25 protein-coding genes are annotated in these 26,392 nt (G+C 59.6%); 8 read left to right on the top strand and 17 right to left on the bottom strand.

The window, feature by feature from the left end; genetic code table 11:
• Positions 1–76: 76 nt before the first annotated feature.
• Together FVV99_RS15285 and topA are read right to left on the bottom strand one after the other, a co-directional pair.
• On the bottom strand, positions 77–535 hold the full coding sequence (locus FVV99_RS15285) for a DUF6586 family protein (protein WP_148254958.1): 459 nt from the start codon (positions 533–535) through the stop codon (positions 77–79).
• Positions 532–3,162, bottom strand: a complete 2,631-nt coding sequence (gene topA / locus FVV99_RS15280) for a type I DNA topoisomerase (RefSeq protein ID WP_148254957.1) — start codon at positions 3,160–3,162, stop codon at positions 532–534. The genes FVV99_RS15285 and topA overlap by 4 nt, the downstream gene beginning before the upstream one ends.
• Positions 3,163–3,507: 345 nt before the next feature.
• Between topA and pyk the strand changes: the two genes are divergently transcribed.
• Both pyk and FVV99_RS15270 read left to right on the top strand, forming a co-directional pair.
• Positions 3,508–4,965 carry a pyruvate kinase gene (gene pyk, locus FVV99_RS15275; protein WP_148254956.1) on the top strand — a complete coding sequence of 486 codons (1,458 nt, stop codon included), beginning with the start codon at positions 3,508–3,510 and terminating at the stop codon, positions 4,963–4,965.
• Positions 4,966–4,970: 5 nt separating this feature from the next.
• Positions 4,971–5,450, top strand: coding sequence for a methylglyoxal synthase (locus tag FVV99_RS15270; RefSeq protein ID WP_148254955.1), 480 nt, complete (start codon positions 4,971–4,973; stop codon positions 5,448–5,450).
• Between the two features lie 15 nt (positions 5,451–5,465).
• Here FVV99_RS15270 and dcd read toward each other — a convergent pair whose 3' ends face one another.
• Both dcd and apbC read right to left on the bottom strand, forming a co-directional pair.
• Entirely contained in the window at positions 5,466–6,032 is a 567-nt protein-coding gene (dcd, locus tag FVV99_RS15265) for a dCTP deaminase (protein ID WP_148254954.1), read from the bottom strand.
• A gap of 83 nt (positions 6,033–6,115) precedes the next feature.
• Positions 6,116–6,916, bottom strand: coding sequence for an iron-sulfur cluster carrier protein ApbC (apbC, locus tag FVV99_RS15260; protein ID WP_201745119.1), 801 nt, complete (start codon positions 6,914–6,916; stop codon positions 6,116–6,118).
• Between the two features lie 165 nt (positions 6,917–7,081).
• Here apbC and FVV99_RS15255 point away from each other — a divergent pair, with 165 nt between their 5' ends.
• The 3 genes from FVV99_RS15255 to FVV99_RS15245 are packed head-to-tail and all read left to right on the top strand — an operon-like array spanning position 7,082 to position 10,567.
• The gene (locus FVV99_RS15255) at positions 7,082–7,720 is read left to right on the top strand and encodes a phosphoribosyltransferase (RefSeq protein ID WP_236645425.1); all 639 of its coding nucleotides are present in this window, start codon (positions 7,082–7,084) and stop codon (positions 7,718–7,720) included.
• Positions 7,717–9,477 (top strand): chloride channel protein, encoded by a 1,761-nt coding sequence (locus FVV99_RS15250; RefSeq protein ID WP_148254951.1) that lies wholly within the window; start codon positions 7,717–7,719, stop codon positions 9,475–9,477. Before FVV99_RS15255 ends, FVV99_RS15250 begins: the two co-directional genes overlap by 4 nt.
• Positions 9,470–10,567 carry an ABC transporter substrate-binding protein gene (locus FVV99_RS15245; protein WP_201745116.1) on the top strand — a complete coding sequence of 366 codons (1,098 nt, stop codon included), beginning with the start codon at positions 9,470–9,472 and terminating at the stop codon, positions 10,565–10,567. Before FVV99_RS15250 ends, FVV99_RS15245 begins: the two co-directional genes overlap by 8 nt.
• A 36-nt stretch (positions 10,568–10,603) precedes the next feature.
• Here FVV99_RS15245 and FVV99_RS15240 read toward each other — a convergent pair whose 3' ends face one another.
• From FVV99_RS15240 to FVV99_RS15200, 9 genes are all read right to left on the bottom strand, one after another.
• Positions 10,604–11,791: a M24 family metallopeptidase gene (locus FVV99_RS15240; RefSeq protein WP_148254949.1), complete on the bottom strand. Its 1,188-nt coding sequence runs from the start codon at positions 11,789–11,791 to the stop codon at positions 10,604–10,606.
• 17 nt (positions 11,792–11,808) lie between these two features.
• Positions 11,809–12,765: a coiled-coil domain-containing protein gene (locus FVV99_RS15235; protein WP_148254948.1), complete on the bottom strand. Its 957-nt coding sequence runs from the start codon at positions 12,763–12,765 to the stop codon at positions 11,809–11,811.
• A 130-nt stretch (positions 12,766–12,895) separates the two neighbouring features.
• On the bottom strand, positions 12,896–13,507 hold the full coding sequence (locus FVV99_RS15230) for an exopolysaccharide biosynthesis protein (RefSeq protein WP_148254947.1): 612 nt from the start codon (positions 13,505–13,507) through the stop codon (positions 12,896–12,898).
• 9 nt (positions 13,508–13,516) lie between these two features.
• Positions 13,517–13,981 carry a tellurite resistance TerB family protein gene (locus tag FVV99_RS15225; RefSeq protein ID WP_148254946.1) on the bottom strand — a complete coding sequence of 155 codons (465 nt, stop codon included), beginning with the start codon at positions 13,979–13,981 and terminating at the stop codon, positions 13,517–13,519.
• A 167-nt stretch (positions 13,982–14,148) separates the two neighbouring features.
• Positions 14,149–14,745: a TetR/AcrR family transcriptional regulator gene (locus FVV99_RS15220; RefSeq protein WP_148254945.1), complete on the bottom strand. Its 597-nt coding sequence runs from the start codon at positions 14,743–14,745 to the stop codon at positions 14,149–14,151.
• Between the two features lie 45 nt (positions 14,746–14,790).
• Positions 14,791–15,327: a DUF1269 domain-containing protein gene (locus FVV99_RS15215; RefSeq protein WP_148254944.1), complete on the bottom strand. Its 537-nt coding sequence runs from the start codon at positions 15,325–15,327 to the stop codon at positions 14,791–14,793.
• A 146-nt stretch (positions 15,328–15,473) separates the two neighbouring features.
• A complete protein-coding gene (locus FVV99_RS15210; RefSeq protein ID WP_148254943.1) occupies positions 15,474–16,235 on the bottom strand; it encodes an ABC transporter permease in 762 nt (253 codons plus the stop codon).
• Positions 16,232–17,170, bottom strand: a complete 939-nt coding sequence (locus FVV99_RS15205; RefSeq protein WP_148254942.1) for an ABC transporter ATP-binding protein — start codon at positions 17,168–17,170, stop codon at positions 16,232–16,234. Before FVV99_RS15205 ends, FVV99_RS15210 begins: the two co-directional genes overlap by 4 nt.
• 84 nt (positions 17,171–17,254) lie before the next feature.
• Positions 17,255–19,144, bottom strand: coding sequence for an ABC transporter ATP-binding protein (locus FVV99_RS15200; protein WP_148254941.1), 1,890 nt, complete (start codon positions 19,142–19,144; stop codon positions 17,255–17,257).
• Positions 19,145–19,251: 107 nt separating this feature from the next.
• Between FVV99_RS15200 and soxR the strand changes: the two genes are divergently transcribed.
• On the top strand, positions 19,252–19,713 hold the full coding sequence (soxR, locus tag FVV99_RS15195) for a redox-sensitive transcriptional activator SoxR (RefSeq protein WP_148254940.1): 462 nt from the start codon (positions 19,252–19,254) through the stop codon (positions 19,711–19,713).
• Between the two features lie 35 nt (positions 19,714–19,748).
• Here the strand turns inward: soxR and FVV99_RS15190 are convergent, their stop codons facing one another.
• The 4 genes from FVV99_RS15190 to FVV99_RS19005 all read right to left on the bottom strand — a co-directional run bounded on the left by FVV99_RS15190 (position 19,749) and on the right by FVV99_RS19005 (position 23,052).
• On the bottom strand, positions 19,749–19,970 hold the full coding sequence (locus tag FVV99_RS15190) for a DUF6494 family protein (protein ID WP_148254939.1): 222 nt from the start codon (positions 19,968–19,970) through the stop codon (positions 19,749–19,751).
• Positions 19,971–20,048: 78 nt separating this feature from the next.
• Positions 20,049–21,485: a phospholipase D family protein gene (locus tag FVV99_RS15185; RefSeq protein WP_330860788.1), complete on the bottom strand. Its 1,437-nt coding sequence runs from the start codon at positions 21,483–21,485 to the stop codon at positions 20,049–20,051.
• Positions 21,486–21,501: 16 nt separating this feature from the next.
• Positions 21,502–22,644, bottom strand: a complete 1,143-nt coding sequence (locus FVV99_RS15180) for a heparan-alpha-glucosaminide N-acetyltransferase domain-containing protein (RefSeq protein WP_330860765.1) — start codon at positions 22,642–22,644, stop codon at positions 21,502–21,504.
• Between the two features lie 9 nt (positions 22,645–22,653).
• Positions 22,654–23,052: a type II secretion system protein gene (locus FVV99_RS19005; RefSeq protein ID WP_201745115.1), complete on the bottom strand. Its 399-nt coding sequence runs from the start codon at positions 23,050–23,052 to the stop codon at positions 22,654–22,656.
• Between the two features lie 299 nt (positions 23,053–23,351).
• On the opposite strand from FVV99_RS19005, the gene pilB reads away from it, so the two are divergent.
• The gene (gene pilB / locus FVV99_RS15170) at positions 23,352–25,133 is read left to right on the top strand and encodes a type IV-A pilus assembly ATPase PilB (protein ID WP_148254938.1); all 1,782 of its coding nucleotides are present in this window, start codon (positions 23,352–23,354) and stop codon (positions 25,131–25,133) included.
• A 106-nt stretch (positions 25,134–25,239) separates the two neighbouring features.
• Complete coding sequence (locus FVV99_RS15165; protein WP_236645424.1) at positions 25,240–26,385, top strand: type II secretion system F family protein; 1,146 nt, start codon at positions 25,240–25,242, stop codon at positions 26,383–26,385.
• Positions 26,386–26,392: the final 7 nt, after the last annotated feature.

Here is a 26,392-nt window from a genome sequence, read left to right as displayed (position 1 = left end):
GGCAATAAAAAACGACCACGGGAATCGTCCATGGTCGTCAACACCATACTCAGGGTATCACTCGCACCACGCCACGTCACCATTCGAAACTGGTTTCGCGCAGTTCGGCCAGCGTCGACTTGAATTCACGCAGACACCAGCGCAACGTTTCGGCCAGGTCGCCGCTACCGGCAGTCGCTATCAGGCCGGCATCTGCCTGGCGCCGGCTGGACGCCCCCTCGACGTCATGGAGTTGAGACAAGCGTGCGATCAGCCAGGACAGCCAGCTATCCTCGCGGTGGGCCAGTTCCCGCAGATGGTGAAGCTCGGCGAGCTGGCGATCACCGGACAGCAACTCTCGCCATTCATGCCGTTCCAGCATGGCCAGTTCCGTCACTTCGCGTAACGCGGCATTCAACGCCAGTTCGGCCAATGCCAGCGCCCCCTCCTCGGCAGCCATACGGCGGGCGTCGGCATGCTCATCATCGCCGCGATCGACCGCCAGTAGCAGCTCTGCTTGATAGATCAGTTGATTGGTGCGTCCTGCCGGCGTCATTTGCGCTTGTCCTCGACTTGCCAGCGCCCCTCATCGTACGTGGCCTTCCAACCACTGGCCTTGCCATCCTGATCGGTCATCACATATTGACTCTTGGTTTTGCGTGAAAAGCGAATCTGTGCCGGACGCCCTTCCGGATCCTCACTGGGTGCTTCGAGCAGGAAGCGGTATTTCTCAGGCAATTCATCGGCATGCGCTTTGAGTTCACGCACCAGCGGAGGGCGCGTTTCCCGATTCTTGGGGAACTGGCTCGCCGCCAGGAACAGCCCACTGGCACCATCACGCAACACGTAGTGATCATCGACCTTCTGGCAAGCCAACTCGGGCATGGGGACCGGTTCCATCTTGGGCGGCGCCACTTCGCCATTCTTGAGCAGCTTGCGGGTATTCTTGCAGGCGTCGTTGGTACAGCCGAAGTATTTGCCGAAACGTCCCGACTTGAGCTGCATCTCGGCACCACACTTGTCGCATTCCAGCGTCGGGCCTTCGTACCCCTTGATCTTGAAACGCCCTTTCTCGACCTCGTGCCCATCACAATCGGGGCTGTTCCCGCAAATATGCAGCTTGCGATGCTCGTCGATCAGATAGCTGTCCATGGCCGTACCGCACTTGGGGCAACGATGCTTGGCACGCAAGGCGTCGGTTTCCGCTTCTTCGCCGGCATCGTCGGCTACCGCTTCCTCGCCGGGAATCAGATCGATCGTGGTCTTGCAACGCTCCTTGGGCGGCAGATTGTAGCCGCTGCAACCCAAGAACACGCCTGTCGATGCGGTGCGTATCTGCATTTCACGTCCGCACTGGGGACAATCGATCTCTGTCGGCACCGGTTGATTGGGCCGCATGCCCTCCTCACTCTCGGCGAGTTCCAGCTCCTTACGGAAATCGTCATAGAAGCTGTCGAGCAACGCTTTCCAATCGCGCTCGCCTTCGGCCACTTCATCGAGGCTGTCTTCCATGCGTGCGGTAAAGTTGTAGTCCATCAGGTCGGGGAACGACTCCTTGAGCCGTTCGGTAACGATATCGCCCAGTTTTTCGGCATAGAAGCGACGACTTTCGAGTTTGACGTACCCCCGGTCCTGGATGGTCGAAATGATCGATGCGTAGGTCGAGGGCCTGCCGATCCCCTGCTTTTCCAGCTCCTTGACCAGACTCGCCTCGGTATAGCGAGCCGGCGGTTTGGTAAAATGTTGCTGAGGATCGAGTGACTCGAGCGTCATCGCCGTACCTTCGGACAGGTCCGGCAGCGCTTGGTCCTCATCCTTGCGTCCCGCCGGTTTCATCACACGGGTATAACCATCGAACTTGAGCACACGCCCCTTGGCCTTGAGTTCATAGCCATCGGCCTCGACGGTCAGTGTGGTAGAAAGATACTCCGCTGGCGTCATCTGACAGGCCACGAATTGACGCCAGATCAATTCATAAAGGCGCTGCGCGTCCCGCTCCATACCGTCCAGCGATACTGCGGTATGCGATACATTGGACGGGCGGATCGCCTCGTGCGCTTCCTGAGCTCCCGCTTTGCTGGTATAGCGGTTGGGCGACTCGGGAAGATAACGGTTGCCATACTCGCGCTCGATATGCTCACGCACCGATGCCACGGCATCCTGCGAAAGATTGGTCGAGTCGGTACGCATGTAGGTGATGTGTCCGGCCTCGTAGAGGCGTTGCGCCAGCGTCATTGTCTTGCGCACCGAGAATCCCAGTCGTCCGCTGGCCGCCTGTTGCAGGGTCGAGGTGATGAAGGGCGCATTGGGGCGCGAACGGGTCGGCTTGTCGTCACGGGCGGTGATCTGCAGCGACGCTTTCTTCAACGCGTCGATACGCTCGAGCGTCTCGGCTTCCGACGTCGGCTCGAACGCCTTGCCGTTCTGGCGGACCAGTTCGAAACGGACCGGCTCGCCTCCGGGGCTCACCAGGTCGGCATGAACATCCCAGAATTCTTCGGGAACGAAAGCGCGAATTTCACGCTCGCGCTCGACGATCAGACGCATCGCCACCGACTGCACGCGACCGGCGGACAAGCCGCGGGCGATCTTGCTCCATAGCAGCGGTGACAGCATGAACCCGACGACACGATCGAGAAAGCGTCGGGCCTGCTGAGCCTCGACACGCTCGATATTGAGGGAACCGGGGTCCTTGAAGGCTTCTTGAATGGCGTTCTTGGTGATCTCGTTGAACACCACCCGCTTGTAACGGGACGCATCGCCACCGATCGTCTCCTGCAGGTGCCATGCGATTGCCTCCCCTTCCCGATCGAGGTCGGTCGCGAGATAGACGGCTTCGGCCTTGTCGGCCAGTTTCTGCAATTCCGCAACGACCTTTTCCTTGCCGGGCAGAATCTCGTAATTCGCGACCCAGTCATTCTCGGGATCGATCCCCATGCGCCTGATCAGTTGTTCGCGCGCTTTTTTCTTCTTGTAGACGGCCTTTTCATCCGGTGACATCTTGCGTGTCGCCGCAGCCTGACGCCCCCGCTCCTTGGGATCGGCATTCGCTTTTCCCGAGCCGCTGGTCGGCAGGTCGCGTATATGACCTACGCTCGACTTCACGATGAAATCGTTGCCGAGATACTTATTGATCGTCTTCGCCTTGGCCGGCGACTCGACGATGACCAGTGACTTACCCATAGTGCTCCACAATATGTTGCGACAGTGCCTTCACGCCGTCTCGCGACTCTCCGTCATGACCGTGCTGACGGAAAAATGCGCTCACCGTACCCCAGCGAGCGTTTTCATGCCAGCCATCAATAACATGTCAAGCATGACCCTATACTGCGATCTCACTGGCCCGCAAGCATCACGTTGTCACAGAGGTGTGCCACACTACCCCCATCGATGGGGGGATTTCATTGAGAGTTCCCCATGCTTTACCATCATGTAGTAAAATGACTACAAAACGCCACTGACGCCCATTGGGCAGTGTCAAGGTGGATTCAGCGTTTCCTACATGACCGACTGTTACTGGAGATCTTCATGTCGAATGCCTTTCATGGGCCCATCCGCCGCACCAAGATTGTCGCCACACTCGGCCCGGCCAGCGACCGAGAGGGCGTGCTAGAGGCCATGATCGCCGCCGGTGTCGACGTGGTCCGCCTGAATTTCTCGCACGGATCGGCCGACGATCATCGCCAGCGCCTGGCACGGGTACGCGAAATCGCCGATCGGCTGGGTAAGAGCGTTGCCGCCCTTGGCGACCTGCAAGGCCCCAAGATCCGTATCGCCCGCTTTGCCGATGGGACCGTCGAACTCGATGAAGGCCAACCCTTCGTGCTGGATGTCGCACTGGATGCCGATGCGGGTGATGCGACACGCGTGGGTTGCGACTACAAACAGCTCGCCGATGATCTACAGGCAGGCGATGTCCTGCTGCTCGACGATGGCCGCCTGGTCCTCCAGGTCGACCGAATCGATGGCACTGCCGTGCACACGACCGTGATGGTGGGCGGCACGCTGTCCAACAACAAGGGCATCAACAAGCAGGGAGGCGGTCTCTCCGCGGCCGCACTCACCGACAAGGACAAGGCCGACCTGAAGACTGCGATCGACATCGGTGTGGATTATCTGGCGGTTTCCTTTCCACGTAGTGCCGCCGACATGCAGGAAGCGCGTCGACTGCTCGGGGACGCCGGGCAAGAGATCGGGCTGGTGGCCAAGGTCGAGCGTGCCGAGGCCGTTGCCGACGACGCCACGCTGGATGGCATCATCGAGGCCAGCGAGGCCGTGATGGTGGCACGTGGCGACCTGGGCGTGGAAATCGGCGATGCCCAGTTGATTGGCGTCCAGAAGCGTATGATCAGCCGCGCCCGTAAACTCAATCGCGCCGTCATCACCGCCACCCAGATGATGGAGTCGATGATCGGCTCGCCGCTGCCTACCCGTGCCGAAGTCTTTGACGTCGCCAACGCCGTGCTCGACGGGACCGATGCGGTGATGCTCTCCGCCGAGACCGCTGCCGGCGACTATCCCGTGGAAACCATCGAAGCCATGCACCGCCTGTGCCTGGGTGCCGAGCGCGAACGCATCGCTCAGGAATCGGGCCACCGGATTCACGAGGGCTTCACCAAGATCGACGAGACGGTGGCCCTGTCAGCCATGTACGCCGCCAACCACCTGTCGGGCGTCGGAGCCATTGCCTGCATGACCGCCACCGGGTACACGCCGCTGATCGCTTCACGCATTCGCTCGGGACTGCCGATCGTCGGTCTGGCCCATAGCCCCATCGCTCAGCGGCGCATGTCGCTGTACCGTGGTGTCGTCTCGATCCTGTTCGATACGTCCGACCTGGATGCCGATGATCTCGACCAGCAGGCGATCGCGATCATCAAGGAACGCAACATTGCCACACCGGGCAAGATGATGATTCTCACTCGTGGCGATCACATGAACGCCCACGGCGGAACCAATACGATGAAAATCCTCGAGGTGGAATAATCGTCATGACCACTGACCACGGCCCGCGCCAGCAAGCACGCCGCACGCTGCCGGCGCGCAAGCGCATTGCATTGATCGCGCATGACGGCAAGAAGGACGAATTGCTGGCGTGGGCCCGGCGCTGGCAGGACACGCTGTCAGCGCACCAACTCGTCGGCACCGGCACCACGGCCAGCCGCGTCGCTCGTGAGCTGGGACTGACGGTGGAAGGCCTGATGAGCGGCCCACTGGGTGGCGACCAGCAGATCGGGGCCCGTATCACCGAGCAGCGGCTGGACCTGCTGATCTTTTTCTGGGATCCATTCGCCCCCATGCCCCACGATCCCGACGTCAAGGCACTACTGAGACTGGCCGCACTGTGGAATATCCCGGTCGCTTGTAATGCCGCCAGTGCCGATTTCCTGATCAGTTCACCGTACCTGGATGACGCCTTCGAGGTCGACGTACCGGATGCCGGCAGTTGGCTCGATGCCCGTTCCGGGTAATCCCGGAACCGGCCATCAGGTACGGGGCAAGGTCACCCCTTGCTGTCCCATGTACTTGCCGCCACGGTCCTTGTAGGACATGTCGCAGATTTCGTCGGATTCCAGAAACAGCATCTGTGCCACGCCTTCATGGGCATAGATCTTCGCCGGCAGGTTGGTGGTGTTGGAGAATTCCAGCGTGACATGCCCTTCCCACTCCGGTTCCAGCGGCGTGACATTGACGATGATACCGCACCGTGCATAAGTCGACTTACCCAGGCAAATCGTCAGGACGCTGCGTGGAATCCGAAAATATTCCACGGTACGTGCAAGCGCAAACGAATTGGGAGGGATGACGCAGATATCGCCCTTGATATCGACGAAACTCTTTTCGTCGAATCCTTTGGGATCGACGACCGCCGAATGGATGTTGGTGAAGACCTTGAATTCATCGGCACAACGGACGTCATAACCATAGCTGGACGTCCCGTAGGAAATAACGCGCTGCTCCTGATGGTAACGAACCTGGTCGTGTTCGAACGGTTCGATCATGCCATGGCTTTCCGCCATGCGGCGAATCCACTTGTCGGACTTGATGCTCATCGGGGCGCCCTAGAGTCGTAACGAAAACGGGGCCGACATGATAACGGCCCCGCGACGGATTACCAACGCCCTTGTACTGATCGTTACTCGCCGAAGGAGATGCTGGGCCCTTCATCGCCTTGACTCTCGACGCCTTCGGCAACGGCGCGCGCCACTGTCCGGAAGGTCATCGCCACGTCGCCATCGGGGTCGGCAACAACCGTCGGTTTGCCACCATCGGACTGTTCACGAATCGCCATCGTCAACGGCAACTGCCCCAACAGGCGAGTCTCGTACTGCGCCGAGATGCGCTCTCCCCCGCCTTCGCCGAAGATCGGTTCGCTATGCCCGCACTGGGAACAGATATGCAGGCTCATGTTCTCCACGATACCGAGCACCGGGACATTGACCTTGCGAAACATCTCGATTCCCTTGCGCGCATCGAGCAACGCAATGTCCTGCGGTGTGGTGACGATCACGGCGCCCGACACCGGCACTTTCTGGGCCAGTGTCAACTGAATATCCCCCGTGCCCGGCGGCATGTCGATGAACAGATAGTCGAGATCGTTCCATACCGTCTGATTGAGTAGCTGTTGGAAGGCACCAGCGACCATTGGGCCACGCCACACCATCGGCTCGGTAATATCGACCATGAATGCCATGGACATCGCCTGAATGCCATGGGCTTCGAGCGGAACGAAACCATTCTCTCCCACCTGTTGGGGACGAACGCCTTCGCCGATACCCAGCATCTGCGCCTGGCTGGGACCATAAATGTCGGCATCCAACAAGCCGACACGATAACCTTCTGCAGCCATCGCCAAGGCCAGGTTGGCAGTGACGGTGGATTTGCCTACACCACCTTTGCCGGACGCTACGGCCACGATATGTTTGACACCCTCGATCACGGCTCACTCCTTGCAATTCATTGATGGCATCGCCCGATGCCTGGCTTGCTCGTCAGTATAACCCGGTGAAGCGCTTGTACCCCAAGCACGGTGTACCACTTTGAAGGAGTCGCTCTCCCTCGCCTATGCTCAAGGGACTCACATGACACGATGTTCGCCGACATGATTTTCGAAGACCGCCGTGATGCCGGCCGCCAACTCGCCGACGCCCTCGATGACTATCGTTCCATACCGGACATACTGGTCCTGGGGCTGCCGCGGGGCGGTGTACCGGTTGCCTGGGAAATCGCACAGGCACTGAACGCCGAGCTCGATACGCTCGTGGTACGCAAGTTGGGCGTTCCCTGGCAACCCGAGGTGGCCATGGGAGCGATAGCCGGCAACGGTATCTGCGTCCTTCACCACGACCTGGTGGAGAGGTTGACCATCGATAAGCACGAGGTGGATGACATCGTGGCCCAGGAAAACAGAGAACTCCAGCGTCGAGAGGCAACCTATCGTGGGCAACGTCCGCCACTGCGCGTCGCGGGGCGCACCGTCATCGTCGTCGATGACGGCCTGGCCACCGGCGCGACGATGCAGGCAGCACTCGAAGCGCTGCGAGCACAGTCCCCGGCACGGCTGATCGTGGCCGTGCCCGTCGCACCGCCCGATACCATTGCCAACTTGTCACCACTCGCCGATGACCTCGTCTGCCTTAGTCAGCCGGACCACTTCGGTGCCGTCGGACAATGGTATCGTCACTTCGATCAAACCAGCGACGACGAAGTGATACACCTGCTTGCGCCAAACACCGAATGAACCGATCCGAGACCCGTGAGCCGACGACGGGACCGATGGCCATTGCCCGTTTCCTGGCACTGGTGCTGCTCGGGGCAGCCATCGGTGGCATTGCCGCCCTGTGTGCCGTAGGCTTCGTCGCGATCGTCTTCTTCCTGAACGATACCCTGCTGATATCGCCGCGTAGTCGCATGATGTTCGGCCATGAACAGTGGCTTATCGCGGCAACGATTGCGGTACCCACCATCGGGGGATTGTTGGCCGGCATGCTGCACCGGTGGATACGGGAACGTCGCCCGCATACGCCCGCCGATGTCATTGCCGCGGTCCAGACACGCGCCGGTCGACTGCCGGCCAGAGCCGGTTTGCTATCGGCGCTCAGTGCCCTGGTCTCACTGGGCAGCGGCGCCTCGGTCGGTCAATACGGTCCGCTGGTGCACCTCGGGGCGACCCTGGGATCGCTGAGCGCACGTCTGTTACGCCTGGGACGGTCGGATGACAACATCACCATCGCCTGTGGCGTGGCCGCCGCCATCGCAACGGCGTTCAATGCACCACTGGCCGGCATCGTTTTCGCTCATGAAGTCATGTTGCGCCACTACGCCTTGCGTGCCTTCGCCCCCATTGCGGCGGCCGCTATCGTCGGCCATGTCATCGCCACCAACGTGCTCGAACGTGGCGCTCTCTTCCACGTCACCGGCAGTGCCGTCCCTCAGCCGTGGGAGTTCGCCGTTTTCCTGGTCATCGGCGGGCTTGGAGCGCTGGTCGCCGGGGCCTACATGGTGGCAATACGGCATGCGGGTCGGTTGGCGGCACGCCTGCCTCTACCGGCCGTCTGTCGACCGGCCCTGGCTGGCGCCATTCTGGGCACAGCGGCACTATGGGTACCCGATATCCTGGGTATGGGGCAGGAAACGCTACGTTTCGCCACGATCGCAGGCGCGTTCGGTACGGCCGAGCTAGTGGTGGTACTCGTTCTCAAGATACTGGCCACGGCCTTGTGTCTAGGCATGGGGTTCGCCGGTGGCGTATTCAGTCCAGCGCTGGTCATCGGCACCCTGTTCGGCGCTCTCTGCGGCAGCCTGGTCGCCATGGTCAGCGGCGCACCACTGGATACATTCATCTTCTATGCGGTCTGTGGCATGGTGGCCGTCACCGCTCCTGTGATCGGCGCTCCCCTGACCAGCCTGTTGATCGTTTTCGAACTGACGGGGAGCTATGTCCTGACGACGGCGGCACTCGCCAGTGTGACGCTGGCCAGTCCCATTGCCGCTCAATTGTTCGGCCGTTCGCTGTTCGATATCCAGCTCGCGGCCCGCGGCCTGGATCTGTCGGCCGGTCGCAGCCATGCCGTGCTACATGCGATGTCCATCAATCCGTATCTCACCCGCGAATGCGTGACACTGTCGCCACAGCAGACGATCGGTGACGCCATCGCCACCTTGGGACGTGCCGGCCATGCGGAGGCTTACCTGGTCTCAGCGCAGGCCCGTTACCTGGGGACCGTGACACTCGCCGAGTTGGAAGCCATGCGCGACACGGCTCATGCGTCGCGGTCACTGATCGAGTGCACCGCCAGCGATCGGTCGACGTTGACTCCCGATACGTCGGTCGGCGAGGCGATGGAGCAACTGCGCCACTTCACGGGCGAGGCCATTGCCGTCGTCGACGACCCGACGACCCGCACCTTCCTGGGTGTCGTCTATGAATCCAGTATCGCGCGCGCCTATCTGCAACAGAGTGACGAACTGCGGCGAGAGGAATATGGCAATGGTTAACGCACGCCGGGCCATCGCGCTCGTCCTGCTGTCGATCGTCATGCCAAGTCCGACGGCCACGGCGGACGATACCCCGTCATTGACCGTATTGAGCTGGGGTGGCTCCTATGAGCGCGCCCAGCGACAGGCTATCTTCGCCCCATTCAGTGAAGCCACCGGCATCGATGTCGTGGTCGAACGGTATGACGGCGGAATCGGCGACCTCCGTCAGGCCGCTGAAGACGGCGATGTCGACTGGGACATCATCGACATGACCCAAAGCGATGCACTGGCGGCATGTGAAGCGGGACTGCTGCACCCTCTCTCCCCCTCACTCGCCGCCCCGGCTCCAGATGGCACGCCTGCGTCACAGGACTTCATCGATGGCGCTTTCACCCGCTGCAGCATGAGTCATACGGTGTATGCAACGGTGGTGGCGTACCGGCGTGACGCCTTTCCCGGTACGCGCCCCACGCAAATCGCGGACCTGTTCGACCAGGAGCGTTTTCCCGGTCCTCGGGCGCTGCAGCACAGCCCCGCGGCCAATCTGGAATGGGCGCTACTCTCCTACGGCGTTCCCCGCGAGGAACTGTACCGGTTACTGAGCACCGAGCGAGGGCTGGAATTGGCCTTCGAGCGGCTGGAAAGCCTCGATGATATCCGTTGGTGGGAAGGCGGCGATACACCGGTACAATGGCTCGTCGACGGCAAGGTGGTCATGGCCTCCGGCTATAATGGCCGTTTCTTCGATGCCATGATTCAGCAGGATGCGCCGATCGATATCCTGTGGGATGGCCAAGTTCAGGAACACGAGACCTGGGTGATTCCACGCGCCAGCGACCATCCCGAGCTCGCCCGGGAATTCATCCGTTTCGCCACGACGACCGAACGCCTGGCGACCTTTGCCCGCCACATTCCCTACGGCCCCGCGCGTCATTCAGCCGCCACGCAAGTGACGACACATATCGATAGCGGTCAGGACATGCGCTTACATATTCCGACCCACCCACTGAACGCCCAGCGCGCCATCACCAAGGATCATGACTGGTACGCACGCACTCAGGCTCGCGTCAACGAACGCTTTCGGCAGCGCTTGCCCCGCGGCGAATGAACGACGTCCTCGGCAGCCAGCCGTCAGACCGAGCGGTCAATGCGTACCGGAGAGCGTCCAGGGATTCTCGGTCAAGGCGACACCCCCACCTTCGGTCACTCTCACGGTATCGCTGCATCCGATTCCCCAGCGGCCGGGTAGGCGCAAGCAAATCGGTAGGTGAAAGACCATGCCGGACTCGAATACACGCGTCTGCCCGCGGGCGATGAAGCCGGACCCTTCCACCCAGGAAGGCGGAAACTGGGCGCCGACGGTATAGCCGAATACGCCTGAAAAGAACACCTCGTCCGCGACCGGTGCCAACACACGCTCGGCCGCCCGCGCTGCCTCATCGAAACGCTGCCCAGGACGCATGCAATCCAGCAGGGTGGTATAAATTTCGCGCACGGTCGCAAACAGTGACACCATGTCGTCACTCGGCTGGCCGGCCACCACCGTACGCATCATGGGCGCCGTATATCGTTTGAAGGTGCCACCGAATTCCAGGAAGACCGGTTCGCCTTCCACGATAGGATGACGCTGATGGTTGGTATGAATGATGCTGCTGCGCCGTCCACCGGTCACGATCGGCTGCATGCTCATGAACTCGCTGCCCGCTGCGTGCAACGTGCGGGCGCCGATAGCCGCGATGTCGCTATCGGTGATGCCGGGCTGGACGGCCGATACCGCCGCCTCGATCCCGATACCGGTGATGCGGGCACTTTCCGCCAGGCAATCCAGTTCGGACGCCGTCTTGACGATGCGAACGCCGTCCATCACCGCTCCGGCATCATGGAACTCATGATCCGGTAGCCGATCGGCAAGTCCCTGCATCACGCCGTGGCGCAATGAGCCGTGCCAGCTATCCACGCCGATATGCAATCCAGCCGCAGCGAGAACGTCCGCCAACGGTCCCAGGACATCTTCGACACCTTCCCAGCGATAACCCAGGATTTCATCCACCCGCGTGGATGCCACCGCAGGTCCGGTTTCGATGGATGGCACTTGAAGTACCAGGCGTCGAGGAGTGAACACCAGCGCCGTGTGCACAGCGACTTCGAACGTCGTGTAGCCCGTCAGATAGAAAATATCGGCCGGATCGGTCAGCAACAACCCATCCAGCCCTCGTTCATCCAGGGCGGCGGCGACCGCAGCCCGTCGTCGCTGGAACTCCGACTCCGGGAACGGACACTCACTGCCCGCCAACGTCTTGCTCAAGGCGTAGCGATACGCATCATGGTTCATGAATTGCGCCAGTCCTTTCAGTCGTTGCTATCGGCCTGGTTGCCCAATCCCTGCAGGGTTTCCTGCCACTCATCGATCTGGTTGTTGAGTTGCTCCAGATGGTCTTCGCGATCCGCGATCGACTGCTCGAGTTCCTGCTGGCGAGTCTCTGCCGATGCAATCTCCTCCTGCAGGCTCTCATACTCGGCCTGACGCTCGCTCAGCGACTCATTGACGTTATCGTAACTGGACTGCGCCACCTCGATGCGTGCATTGAGTTCATCAAGCTCATTTTCGCTCGTCGTAAACCGCTCATCCAGCTCGGCTAGCTGTTCTTCACGCTGGGCGATATCACTGTCGAGTTCATCCAGACGCGACTCGCGAGAGGCTATTGTCTCGTCCAGGTCACCGATCTGGCTCTCGCGCAATGCCAATGCATTGTCCAGGGCTTCACGCTGCTGTTCACGCTCGGTGATCGACTCATCGAGCTCCGCGATTCGCGTGTCACGCAGTTCCAGGGCATTATCCAGCGCCTCGCGCTGCTGCTCACGCTCGGTGATCGATTCATCGAGTTCGGCATGACGCGTGTCCGCTTCCTCGAGTGCTTCTTCGCGCGCCGCCAATTGCTCTTCCGTCTCGGCCAATGACGCTTCCTGGGCCTGCTGCTCTTCACGTGCGCTTTCTATGTCACTCTCGATATTCCCCAACGTCGCCTGCGCCTCTTCGCGTTCGCTGCGCGTGGCTTCCATCTCTTCCACCTGGTCGGTCAGCGATGCGTTCTCGCTTTCCAGGCCCTCGACCTGGGATTCCAGGCTTTCGATCTGGTCTTCGAGACTGGCACGCTGCTCTCCCCACTCACTTTGCTGAGAGCTCGCGCTGGAACTGGCGTAAATCGCGTACAGGATCGCCAGCACGGCCACGATGGCCAGTGCTCGCACGCGGTTATCCTTGAATGGGTTATTCGAGGCCTGAGTATCGGAACTATCGTCAACCATGCGTTTCCCCTTCAGTGTGTGGCTTAGATCGACTGCCAAGCGGCAATCCAGCCAAGAATTCAAGCATCGTAACCAGAAGGAGTATGGTCCGAGTTAGCGTTGACAACCAAATGATAATGACATACCCGTCTCACACCAGATTGGCGATCACGATAGCCAATGTCCCCAGAGTGACGACATACCCCAGCAGCGCCAACAAGCCATCGTTGGCAATCAACGCCAGACCGAATACCGTCAGTGCCAGCCCGGCACCATTGGCCGTGAAGGGAACGACCTCCATGGGCGGCATGGCCAGAGCGATCATCATGCACATGATCGCGATTCCACGCACGCCGATGCCTTGCGTCAGACACCTGAGCCGAGGATGGAGTAACCGATCGATGCCTCGTGCCGGCTTGCGCATCCAGCGGATGCCGCGGTCGAATGTGTCACGCGACACAGCGCGATTGAGCAGCCAGCCGGGCAACCAGAAACGTTCTCGACCAAACAGCAACTGCGCGGCCACCAACAACACGAGAATGGCCATCAACGTGGGAACGCCGGGTATGTCGCCAATCAGCGGGGCCAGAGTGATCAGCCCCGCGAGTAACAGCAGTGGGCCAAAGGAGCGACGGCCCACCGCCGTCACGATATCGTCGACCGACGTCCGTTCGCCGTCGTGATCGGCGCCATCAAGACAATCGAGCAGTTGCTCGATACTGGCGACACGCCCCTGTTCGTCCAGACTCCGGTTCTGGTCCATGCTGGTTCCTTACTGGCTCTCGCCGTGATTTTCCTGCACAGCCAATTTGGTACGAATGAAGTCGCTGTGACTGACATGCAGCAACTCGGCCAGACGCCGGATGCGATGTTCCTCCAGTGGATCCAGTTCCTCATCGGCGTAGGCGAGTCGCCACATGAGCCCCACCAGCTCGACCCGGTCATGGTAAGCGTAATGCTCCTTGATCAGGCTGACGAACTGGTAATGATCGACGGCATCTTCGACTTCCTGCTGAGCTAGCGTCATCAGTTCGTCGACTGCAGTATCATCGATATGCAGATGGTACTGGAGTGCCTCGCGCCACGACTGTAACTCGGTAGGCTCGGTCTGGTAGTCGGCACGAATGATCTCACATAGCAGCGCCGCCGCCGCCAGTTCGAGCGTCACCTCCCGATCATCGGCCTGTTCCGGTGCGGAAAGCGCTTGATTGAAGAATTGCTGAATCGTATCGAGCATGAAAAACACATCCTGGCTGGGTCTCGGGTATCCGACAGTGTGTCTGCATCAAGGTTTCGCTCCATGACGACAAACGTTGGTCAATGCCTCCGGCGCCGAACGACGACCGGGGGACCCACGAAAACAGACAGTAAAAGTGCGTATGCAGCAGACAGGCAACCGCAACGTCAAGCCACCCGATCATCCACCAGAAGGCGTGAGAATAGCACATCGATGAATGCCGACATCGGCGTTACCGATTTGGTGACCTTGGCCCGCAGGATCGCGCCTTCCCAGCCAGTCAACAGGAAGGCCGCCAATGCCTGCGGATCGCTGTCGGCACGCAACTCACCGGCATCGCACGCCTCACGCAGACAAGCGGCAAAGCGTAGTTCCCAACGCTGGAAGATGCTTGCCAACCGTTGGCGAAAGGTATCATTCTGCGCCGAGAGTTCCTGTCCCAGGTTGCCGATCAGACACCCGCGGGAACACTCGCAGACTTCCATATCGGCCATCCCTTCGGCGAAATAGCGCCTGAGCCTGGCCAGAGGCGATCGTGACGTATCTCCCAGGATATCTTCGAGGCGGGCTTCGTAAGCGGTAGCAACGTCATCGATGACCGCCAGGCCGAAATCTTCCTTACTGGAAAAATAGTAATAGAACGAGCCTTTAGGTACGCCTGCCGAACTCAACACCGTGTTGATGCCAGTGTTGTTGTAACCCTGCCTGGCAATAATGTCGCTTCCGATGCGGATCAATTCGTCACGGGTGTCATTACGTCTCATGCGATGGACATTAGACCAGTCGTCTAGTCACGTCAATCCAGACCTTCAATGCCCTACGCCTTGATGATGGAGCCGCTCTTCCTGGGTCACCTTGTCGATGATCACTTCAGGATGATGTCGGTGAATCACTTCGTAAATTTCGTCCTCACGATCCTCAGGGACATCGACCATCATCAGAAACGCGCCATCTTCGAGTTCTTGCTCATACTTGTCGACCTTGGCGTCATGCACCGAGACACCGATCATGGTGCTTGTCCAGATGCCGAACACGCCACCGAAGACCCCCATTCCGATCACGGCGATCCAAAACTCACTGCCACCATACTCACCCGACAGGAACCAGTGGACGAGGATGCCCAGCAAGGCGCCCATGGGGATGCCGAACTTGAGCCCTCTGACGGTGGCATTAACGACGTCGGACGTCTGCCGCAATGTCGCATTGTTGACGCCGCGCTCGGCAAGATGCGCCCAATCCTTGCCCGTTACATGGACTTCATCTCTGGTCAGTTTCAGATCTTCCAGTTCATGGGCAATGTTGACCGTCGTCTCGAAGCCCGGGGTCAGAAAATAGAGGCGTTGCATGGCTACCCTCCTTCCTTCGTCATAAAGGAAGTGTTAAAGCAACGTTGACCGAACATCGGCCCTTCATACAAGTGTGTCTCAACTTGGCAAATTCGCAAGCTTTCTGCTTGTCTCCTTCCTCCGTTATCCGCCCCGGGAGGACAAGATCAGGGACGAAGCTTGTAGCCGCTTTGGAATATCCAGCGTACCAACGCCAGGCACAGACCGAGAAACAGCAGAATCATTGCCAGGCTGGCAGCCAGACTGACATCGCCGACCCCATAGAAGCTCCAGCGAAAACCACTGACCAGATAGACGACCGGATTGAACAGCGTCAGCGTTTGCCATAACGGTGGCAACATATCGATGGCATAAAAGGTACCGCCCAGAAACGTCAACGGTGTGATGACCAGCAGAGGCACCAGTTGCAACTTCTCGAAATTCTCGGCCCAGATGCCGATGATGAATCCCAACAGACTGAATGTCAGTGCCGTCAGTGTCAGGAACAGCAGCATCAACAGCGGGTGATCGATCCTCAACGGCACGAAGAAACCGGCAGTCGCCAGAATCAGCAATCCCAGCACGACCGACTTGGTCGCCGCTGCACCGACATAGCCGAGCACGATCTCGAAGGACGATACCGGTGCCGACAGCAACTCATAGATCGTTCCCGAAAATTTGGGAAAGAAGATACCGAACGAGGCATTCGAGACGCTCTGGGTCAACAGCATCAGCATGATCAGCCCCGGTACGATGAACGCACCGTAGTTGACGCCGTCGATCTCTTCGATACGCGAGCCGATCGCCGTACCGAAGACAACGAAGTACAAGGATGTCGACAGAACCGGCGAGACGATGCTTTGAAGCAGCGTACGCCGGGTTCGTGCCATTTCCGACAAATAGATGGCACGCACACCGTAGAGATTCATTGGCGCCCCCTCACCAGGCTAACGAAAATATCCTCCAACGAGCTTTGCCGCGTGTTGAGGTCGGAAAACTGTATCCCGGCATCGCGCAGGTCGCTGAGCAAAGTGGGAATGCCCGCAGCATCCTCCGAAGAGACGTCGGCCGCGTCATAGGTATAAATCAACTCATGCCCCTCATCGGCCAGTTCCAGTTGATGACCATTCAGTGACGGCGGTATTCGCTCCAGTGGAGAGGGTAAGTGCAATGTGAGTTGCTTGCTTCCCAACTGGCGCATCAGACGCCGCTTCTCTTCTACCAGCACGATCTCGCCATCATGAATCACGCCGATGCGGTCCGCCATCTCCTCGGCTTCCTCGATATAGTGGGTGGTCAGGATAATCGTCACCCCTGTCTCACGTAGTTGCCGTACGACCTGCCACATTTCGCGGCGCAGCTCGACATCGACCCCGGCGGTAGGCTCGTCGAGAAACAGGATCTCGGGTTCGTGCGCCAGCGCCTTGGCGATCAGGACGCGACGCTTCATGCCGCCTGACAGAGTGATCAGTTTATTGTTGCGTTTGTCCCAAAGGGTCAGTGAACGCAATACCCGTTCGATATGATCAGGATCCGGCGGGCAACCGAACAACCCGCGACTGAAACTGACGGTAGCCCAAACGGTCTCGAAGGCCTCATTGGTCAACTCCTGAGGGACCAGGCCGATGCGAGAACGAGCCGCTCGATAGTCGGTCACGATATCGTGGCCCGAGACGCTGACCTGCCCTCCCGTCGGATTGACCAGACCACAGACGACGCTGATCAGCGTCGTCTTGCCGGCCCCGTTAGGGCCCAGCAGAGCGAATATTTCTCCCGATTCGATGGTCAGGTCGACATGACTGAGTGCCTGAAACCCCGAGGCGTACCGCTTCGATAACTGATTGACACGTATGGCCGGCTCCACACTTCCTCCTTGTCGTTGACCGTGATGACTCGTGAGTGGATCGCATATCGGTACCCGCAGGCGGCGATGGCAACCTATGGCAGCCTAAGGTGGCGTCATCGCCTGATGCTCTGGCGGCACGTCCACCTCCTCATCGTCCATGCCGATGAATCCACCCGACTGACGATGCCACAACGCTTCATACAGGCCCCGGCGCGCCAGCAACTGTTCATGCGTACCGCTTTCGATGATCCGCCCTTCATCCATGACGACCAGTCGATCGAGCTTGGCGATGGTCGACAGTCGATGAGCAATGGCAATCACGCTTTTGCCCGCCATCAACGTCTCGAGTTGCTCCTGGATAGCCGCCTCGACTTCGGAATCCAGCGCCGAAGTCGCCTCATCGAGTAGCAGGATGGGAGCATTCTTGAGCAATACCCGAGCGATGGCAATGCGTTGGCGCTGACCACCGGAGAGCTTGACACCACGTTCGCCCACATGAGCATCCAAGCCACGGCGTCCGCGCGAGTCGACCAGATCATCGATGAACGCATCGGCATGCGCGCGGTGCACGGCCTCGCGCACCGCCTCTTCACTCGCGTCAGGGCTACCGTAGCGGATGTTCTCGCGGATCGAACGGTGCAATAACGAGGTATCCTGCGTCACCATGCCAATCCGATGCCGCAACGACTCCTGAGTCACCGTCGCGATATCCTGATCGTCAATCAGGATGCGTCCGTCATCCAGTTCGAAGAAGCGGAGCAGCAGATTGGCCAGGGTCGACTTGCCGGCTCCGGAACGACCGATCACGCCGACCTTCTCGCCCGGCGCAATACGCAAGTTCAAGCCATCGAACACCCAGGATCGCTCTCCATCGGGTTTCGCGTAAGCGAAACGAATCGCGTCGAATCGAATGTCACCCTGGCTGACCTCGAGATCGGTGGCATCGGGACGGTCCTTGACTGCCGGTTCGCGGGCGATGGTATTGATGCCATCCTGTACCGTACCGATGTTTTCGAACAGTCCAGCGACTTCCCAGAGAATCCAGTCCGACATGAATCGGATTCGCATGACCATGGCGATGGCGACGGCAATGGCACCCAGCGAGACCGCTTCCTGATACCAGGCACCAATCGCCATGACGGCGATACCTCCCAACAGCAGCGAATTGAGCAACGTCAGACTGATGGTCAGCCCGGTAGCCAACCGCATCTGTCGGTGTACGGTATCCATGAAGCCTTCCATGGCGCCGCGGGCGTAGTGTTGCTCGCGCCGGGTGTCGGCAAACAGCTTGATGGTCTGAATGTTGCTGTAGCTATCGACGATACGTCCTGTCATGTGTGCCCGAGCATCGGCCTGAGCCATGGAGACATCACGCAGACGCGGGACAAAGATCCACATGATCGCCACATAGCCGAGCAGCCAAAGTACGAGCGGCAGCATCAACCACGGCTCCGACGTGCCCATCAGCAGCATCGCCCCCGCAAAATAGACAAGCACATAAATCATCAGGTCCATCAGCTTCATGACGGTTTCCCGAATCGCCAGTGCCGTTTGCATCACTTTCTGCGATACCCGTCCAGAAAACTCATCCTGAAAGAACGACATGCTCTGCCCCAGCATGTGCCGATGCGACAACCAACGCCCGATCATCGGATAGTTGCCGAATATGCTCTGATGGGTCAGCAGCGATTGCAGCATCACCAACAGCGGCAACCCGATCAGCGCCAACGCCGCCATGCCCGCAAGGCGCCAGCCATACTCGTCAAAGAAGCTGCCCCGATCGGCGTCGGACATCCAGTCGACCAATTGCCCCATGTAGTGGAAGAACACGACCTCGGCCGCCGAGACCAATGCCGTGAGCAACGACATGACAATCAGCAAGGGTAATACCGGACGCGAAAAGTGCAGGATGAAAGCAAGCAGCCCTTGCGGGGGCGTACCGAATTCCTTGGCAGGATAGGGATCCACCAGATTTTCGAAATAACGAAACATGCTACGGTCACCGATAATGAAACTGGCCCGGGGCTGCCCGTGGGACTTGCCCTCCGTTGGCAATGCAGGTTAAAACCTCAACCAAACTTCAGGTCAAGGAGAATCGAATGACGACCTCGTCATCCCGCCCCATTGCCCGAGAACTCAGCGTTGGAGAGGTCGCCAAGCGAAGCGGACTGGCCATCTCTGCCATCCACTTCTACGAAGCCAAAGGCTTGATCACCAGCCGACGCAACGCGGGAAATCAGCGCCGCTTCCATCGTGATGTGCTGCGACGCGTAGCCATCATCAAGGTCGCGCAGCGAACCGGCATTCCGCTAGCGGAAATTCGTGATGCATTACACACACTGCCGGAGAACAAGTCACCGACGCTGGCCGACTGGCAACGTCTATCGGCCTGCTGGAAGCATAAGCTCAACGAACGCATCGAGCGCCTGTCGCGACTGCGGGATCAGTTGGATCACTGTATTGGCTGTGGCTGCCTTTCAATGGACGATTGTCCATTGCGCAATCCTCGTGACACGCTCTCCGAACAGGGGCCGGGCCCTCGTTTGCTGGACCCGGACTGATCGACGACCGTGCCTCCTCACCGCCAGACAGCCATTCAGGTACGTTCCGTGTCCGCGAGTTCGATCTGGCCATCGAACGTCACGTTCAACGCCAGGCCAGCGACTTCAAGGGTCATCCTGGCGGGTAACGTCTCATCCCCCTGGATTGTCCCCTCGGCAAGCGCCTGATCCACGGCCTGCTCGATTTCACGTTGCGAGTTGACGCCAACCATCTTGAGGAATTTTCGCATACTGAGGTTAAAGGCTTCTTCATTCATGGCGACCTGCCTGCTCGAATGTCAGTGTGTGGCGACTTCATCATGAAGTCTAGTCCGCTCAGCGTGAACGTTCGCTGCTCAGAATGTAGAAAAGCCGGTCGCTTCCATGAAGCGATATTGCCAATAACGCCACCGCGATGGATCGGCAAAGGTATTGTAAGCCACGCTGTAACGACGACCGCGGCGGTTGTGCCAATGGCGCTCGAAGAAGGCAGAAGCAGTGTCCATGGCAGGCAATCGAGCATCCGCCAGTAACCGTACACTGGTTTCCAGATTCAGATCATCCAGATTGCGCCGCGTCACGTTGGCGGACCCCATGATCAGCTCCGATGGTCCTGCAGCCGGTGTTTTCATCAGCATCTTGGGATGGCACTGTTCGCCGTCGGTTGCACACCAACGGACAGCGATTCCAGCCTGTCGTAATTCATGCGCGACCTGCCGGTTGGGGATGCCATTCTTTTCTAGCCCGAACGCATCGCGGTTGGGGTCCAGCAGCAACCGAATGGAGACCCCCCGACGTTGGGCGCGTATCAAGGCTTTCACCGTCGGCCGGTGCGACAAATAGAACAGCGTCATGTCCAGACGGTCCCCCTTGCCGGTGCCCTCGATGGCGGCCAGCAAGGCGTCGCGAATCCGCCCTTCCGTGAGAATCTGCATCCGAGCCGTGCGCTCACCCAGCGCCGCCTGTTCCGGCTGCACATGCCGTGCCGGGTTGTCGCCGACGTCCCCCCCGGACCAGTTGGCAACCGGCCACTCGGTATCCAGCAGATCCAGGGCGGCCGCTCCGCTGAAGCGCAACGCCGTGTTGGTGTGGCGGCTACTCGCGTCATGGGGATTCATCGACGTCACGAGCCCGACCCACGACTCGCCGTGATCCGCCACCAACGTCTTGCGGTGATTGGCGCGCAGATTGAGCATCTCGAGATAACTGCGAAGCGTCACCTTGCCCGGTCCGAGCAGATTGGGCAGCCAGCCATCGGTTGCCGAATTGCCAAGCCAGACACAGCACAGGTGCCATAATCCCGACCAGACCGGGTTGGACGCCCTCAGCCGACTGAGATCCGTAGTCACCAATGTGACCCCGGCATCGCGCAAGGCTGCAAAATGGTCAGGCACCAAGCCCCCATAGAGGGTATTGATGGGGTCGGTGATCACGATAATGTCGATATCGGGAATCGCCCGCTTGCGGTGAATCAATGCATCAGTGAGTTCCGCCGACAGGGGGCGGTAATCGCCCTGCGCCGCACCGGCGAAATCATTGAACAGGAACATGTCGATCACGATCAGGCGTTCCGCCCGATCGATCAACGCCAACACCTCATCGAAGATCGACTGATCGAAGGTCACCCGCCCCCGGTCGTCACGATAGGTCTCGTCATAAAGGAACTCGACCGAAACGACCTCACGCATGGGAGAGGCGACTCCGACTCCCGGCGGGAGGGATTTCTGGGTCTGATAGACCGCCATGGTCAGACAACCGACCACGAAGGCGAATACTAGCCCCCACCACATCATCGTCACGCTCCTTGTCTCATGCCGATTCCCGGAGCCAACGTACGCCCCGGATCCAAACTGCCGTGGTCAGGATCAGTGCCACACCGATCATGAGGACTTGCGGATAACTGAACACCTGCCAGCTTTCCAGCAGGAACCGCAAACCGAGGAAAATCACGACGATGTGAAAGGTGAATGCCTTCAACGCATCGGACCCGATGATCGTGAGCGGTCGCAGTACGCAGGCCAGGCGTTCTCCGCCCCACAAGGCGAGCGCCAGAATCACCAAGGCACCCCCAAGACTGAACGACATGAAGGGCAGTGCAGGGGGATGCTTGCCGACATTGCGCGCCAGATCCACCCAGGTGAGTTCCTGAGACAGCGAAACGACAGCGACACAGCCAAGCAGTGACAAGCCACCGCTGATGGCCAGGAGGGTAATCAAGCATCCACGCCGCGCCGTTTGCCAATAGCCACGCAATATCGACTCACCGATCAATAGCCCCAACATCACCAAGGGTAGACGAGACAACTGTCCCCAAGTGTAGTGGGCGTCGTCCTCGACCAATAGCGCTTTGATCGGTTCCACGCCCCAGAAGGCAACATGCCGCTCCAGCCACCCGGCAAGCACGGCGACCGCGATGGGCGCGACCAAGCGCAGCCAGAGTGGCGTACGCCCCCATAACGGAAGCATCCAGGGAATCCACAGCAAGGCGAGCGCATAGAAGCCGAGGATCTCCACCCAGATGGGGAAGCGCTGATACAGCAGCGTGTCGAGAATATCGTCCGACGTATACAGGGGCATCATTTCGACGACAGTCAGGACCTTGTACCAGAAGAGAACTTCCAGACCCCGCAATAGCAGCTTGCGCCGCCGACGCGGCCAATCGGGAGTATTGGCCTTGGGTAGGAACGCCACGGCCAGGGCGATGCCGAATACCGTGATGAACAGCGATGACGAAAACTTGGTGATCAGGTGAACCGGCACCATTCCCCAGTCGGGTACCTGATCGATGCCCAGTAACCCACTCACGCTGTGACTCATGATCATCAGCGCGATCGCGATCCCGCGCGCCAGGTCGATCGCTTCAATACGCCCCTCGGCACGAGGCAGCACGGGCGGTTGCAGCAACACTCGTGCCAGCGATCCTGCCGCGGCCGCTCTCGTGCTCATCATCATGGACGCCACTCACGCATCGTCGGCACTGACTGCGCTACCGAACACCACCAGGGACTGCTTCTCCTGCGGTGACGTCTGCGCATCGCTGAAACGTTCGGCATAGGCCGTCAATGTCGCCGGTTCCTCGTCATCGGAGGCGCTATACGTCACTGTCGAGGCATCACAAGCATTCCAGCGATAGCGGGTCGAAAGCGCATCACCCGCTTCCGCCAGATCGAGGCCGTTCGCCATCAAGGCCGTTCTGGCAGCAGCCAGTTCCTGCTCACATGCCGTCTTCGCCGCGCTGTCGCGATAGCCGATATATTGCGGCACGGCGATGGTCGCAAGCGTTCCGATGATGGCAATGACGATCAGTAGCTCGATCAAGGTAAAACCGCTCTGCTGTCGATAGCTGCGTGTCATATTCATTCAAACTCCTTTTGAATGGCTCCCTTCGAGAGCAGCAGTGATGGGCATCATGCCCGCTGTTGGTCCCTCCGTCCTGTACGTGGTGCCCTACCATGCAAGCGCCGTCCATCCAGGTACCGAACCAGGTCGATATTCATCCTACCGCAGACGACCGAAAAAGCGAGCCAACGGTATACGCCGACATTCCCATGCTCGTCGGGGGCTGGCAATCTCCAGCGAGAACGTCAACAATCTAGTGCTCGGCTGCCGTACGGCGTCATTCCCCACTTCACGATGCATGCTCATTCGGGAGTCCTCACATGAATCCCCCCTTCCCGCCTTCTTCTCCTTCACCATCCGGTACACGATGGGTCGACGGTGATGAGCCGGCCCATGAGAGGGACGTGTCGGCACATGCACTAGGCCGGTTGACAAAACAGTTGGTTGACGATGGCCGGTTGACGACGGCCAAGGCCGCATATATCGAACGTGAAGCTCAGGCCTCCGGACTTTCGGTCATGCAGTATGTCCTGGATCGTGAGTTGATACCTTGCCAGATTGCGGCCCAATCGGCGGCAACGGCGTACGGCCTGACTCTGGCCGACCCGAAGGAGTGGCGACTCGACGGGCTACCCCCGCTGCATGAGATGCCGGCACGGCTCCTGCGCCGGCATGCGATTCTCCCGCTCAGCCGCCAAGGCCAGCACCTGACCGTCGCCGTAGCCTACCCATCGACGTTGGCGCAACTCGATGATTTGCAGTTTGCCACCGGTTTGACCATCGAAGGGGTTCTGGCACCACGCGATCAACTCATGCTCATGCTCGATCACTATGTGAGCCACGGCGACCGCAGCGGTGCAGAACATGAGCTCGAGGCAGCGCATATCGCGCTGAATCACGACCACGGCGACAACGTGGAGAATACCGGAATCACCGACACTGGCGACGATGCTCCCGTCGTACGTTTCATCGACAAGATCCTGAAGGAAGCCATTCACTACGGGGCCTCGGATATTCATTTCGAACCCTACGAGCATCATTTCCGGATCCGGTTTCGTATCGACGGCGTCCTGCAGGAAACCGCACATCCGCCGGTGGGTATGCGCACTCGCATCGCTGCCAGACTCAAAGTGATGGCGCAACTGGATATCTCCGAGCGCCGCTTGCCCCAGGACGGCGCCATCCGGCTCAAGCTATCGTCACAGCGGGTGATCGACTTTCGCATCAATTCACTACCGACCGTCCATGGTGAAAAAGTCGTCCTGCGGATACTCAATCCCACCATGGCACAGCGCGGTATCGATGAACTCGGCTTCACACCGGCGCAGCGAGCGCTTTACGAACGCAGCCTGCATGCGCCCCAGGGCATGATTCTGGTTACCGGCCCGACCGGCAGCGGCAAAACCGTCACTCTTTATGCCGGGCTGAATGCACTCAATACACAGGATCGCAATATCTCAACGGCCGAAGACCCAGTGGAATTGCGCATATCCGGCATCAACCAAGTGACCGTGGCACCGAAAATCGGACTGGACTTCGCCACCGCACTGCGCGCTTTCCTGCGCCAGGACCCGGATGTGGTAATGATCGGCGAAATTCGCGACCGCGAAACCGCAGACATCGCCGTCAAGGCATCGCAGACCGGTCACTTGGTGCTTTCCACCTTGCACACCAACTCCGCCGCCGATACGTTGACCCGGCTCGCCAACATGGGAGTGGCGGCCTTCAATATTGCCAGCTCCGTCTCTCTTGTCATTGCTCAGCGTCTGGTACGACGGCTATGTCCGCACTGCCGTCGGCACGCCGATATCCCCTACGCGACGCTCGAGGAGGAGGGATTCAGCGATGAGGAAATCGCGACATCGACGATTTACCAGGCGGTAGGCTGCCATCGCTGTACCTCGGGCTATAGCGGTCGCATAGGTATTCATGAGATGTTACCCATCGACGCAACGATCACCCGGTCGATTCTTCGTCATGACGATGCCTTGTCGCTGGCCGCTCAAGCACGTCAGGCGGGCTATCCCGACCTGCGTCGACACGGACTCATCAAGGTCATGGAAGGCATGACCAGTCTCGAGGAGATCAACCGGGTGCTATAGATGTCATGGCGAAGGGAATCGCATGATCGGACAACGCAGACGAACGCCAGCCTCGCTGAAGCCGGTACGATGGCGTTGGTATGGAAAAGGCCCTGATGGGCGACGCATGGGCGGTATACGAATCGCCGTTCATAGACATGAAGTGGAAAGGGACCTCATTGGCCGGCGTATACTGGTCAAGCGGATACGACGTCAACGCGGATTACCCGGCGTGGACCGGATCACGCCACGTGACACCATGCTGCTGGCCCGTCAGTTAGCCACCTTGATGCGGGCGGGCGTTCCCATATTGCACGCGTTCGACATTCTTGCGGACAGCTTGACCAAGCCTTCCATGGTCACTCTGATACAACAGCTGAAACGCGATGTGACGGCGGGTACGAGTATTGCCGAAGCCCTGGACACCCATGCCGGTGTCATCGATCGCTTGTTCATCAACATGGTCGCTGCCGGCGAACAATCCGGAACGCTGGACCGTATGCTGGAACGGATTGCCGCCTACAAGGAACGCGTCGAAACACTCAAGGCCCGAGTCAAGAAAGCCATGTACTATCCGGCAGCCGTCCTGCTGGTCGGGGTCGGGGTGACGGTCTTGTTGCTGGTCGAGGTGGTGCCCCAATTCGAAACCTTGTTTCACGGCGCCGGGGCCGAACTGCCTGCCATGACGAGACTGACCGTGACCTTGTCGGCATGGATTCAGCAATATGGTGGCTGGGGGCTGGCAATGATGACATCGGGTGTCCTGACCATGCGCCGCGGCATCCGCCGGTCGCCCCGCATGGCCTACTATGCGCATGCGTTATCGCTGTACACGCCGGTCATCGGCGACATCCTCGACAAGGCAGCGATGGCGCGCTATGCGCGTACACTGGCAACGCTCTATGATGCCGGCGTACCGCTCCCGGACGCACTCGACACGGCTGCCAACTCGACCGATAACCGCGTCTACGAGGTGGCCATCGCGAAGGTCAAACGGGACGTCGCCACGGGGCAGTCCTTGCACGGCGCCATGCGTTCGACGCAGCAATTTTCCGCCCTTGCCATACAGATGGTGGCGATCGGCGAGGAAGCCGGATCGCTGGATACCATGCTCGATCGCACCGCCGACTATTACGAGGAAGAGGTCGAAAATCGTGTCGACTCACTGATCTCGCTACTCGAGCCAGTTATCATCGTCGTACTGGGTATCCTGGTGGGAGGCTTGGTGGTCTCCATGTACCTGCCCATCTTCGAACTCGGGGGCACGTTATGATCGATGG

The sequence above is a fragment of the Aidingimonas lacisalsi genome, assembly GCF_008079445.1.
Lineage (GTDB): Bacteria > Pseudomonadota > Gammaproteobacteria > Pseudomonadales > Halomonadaceae > Aidingimonas > Aidingimonas lacisalsi.
Note: the sequence above shows the minus strand (reverse complement) of the source record. Positions and strands in the feature narration are given on the sequence as shown.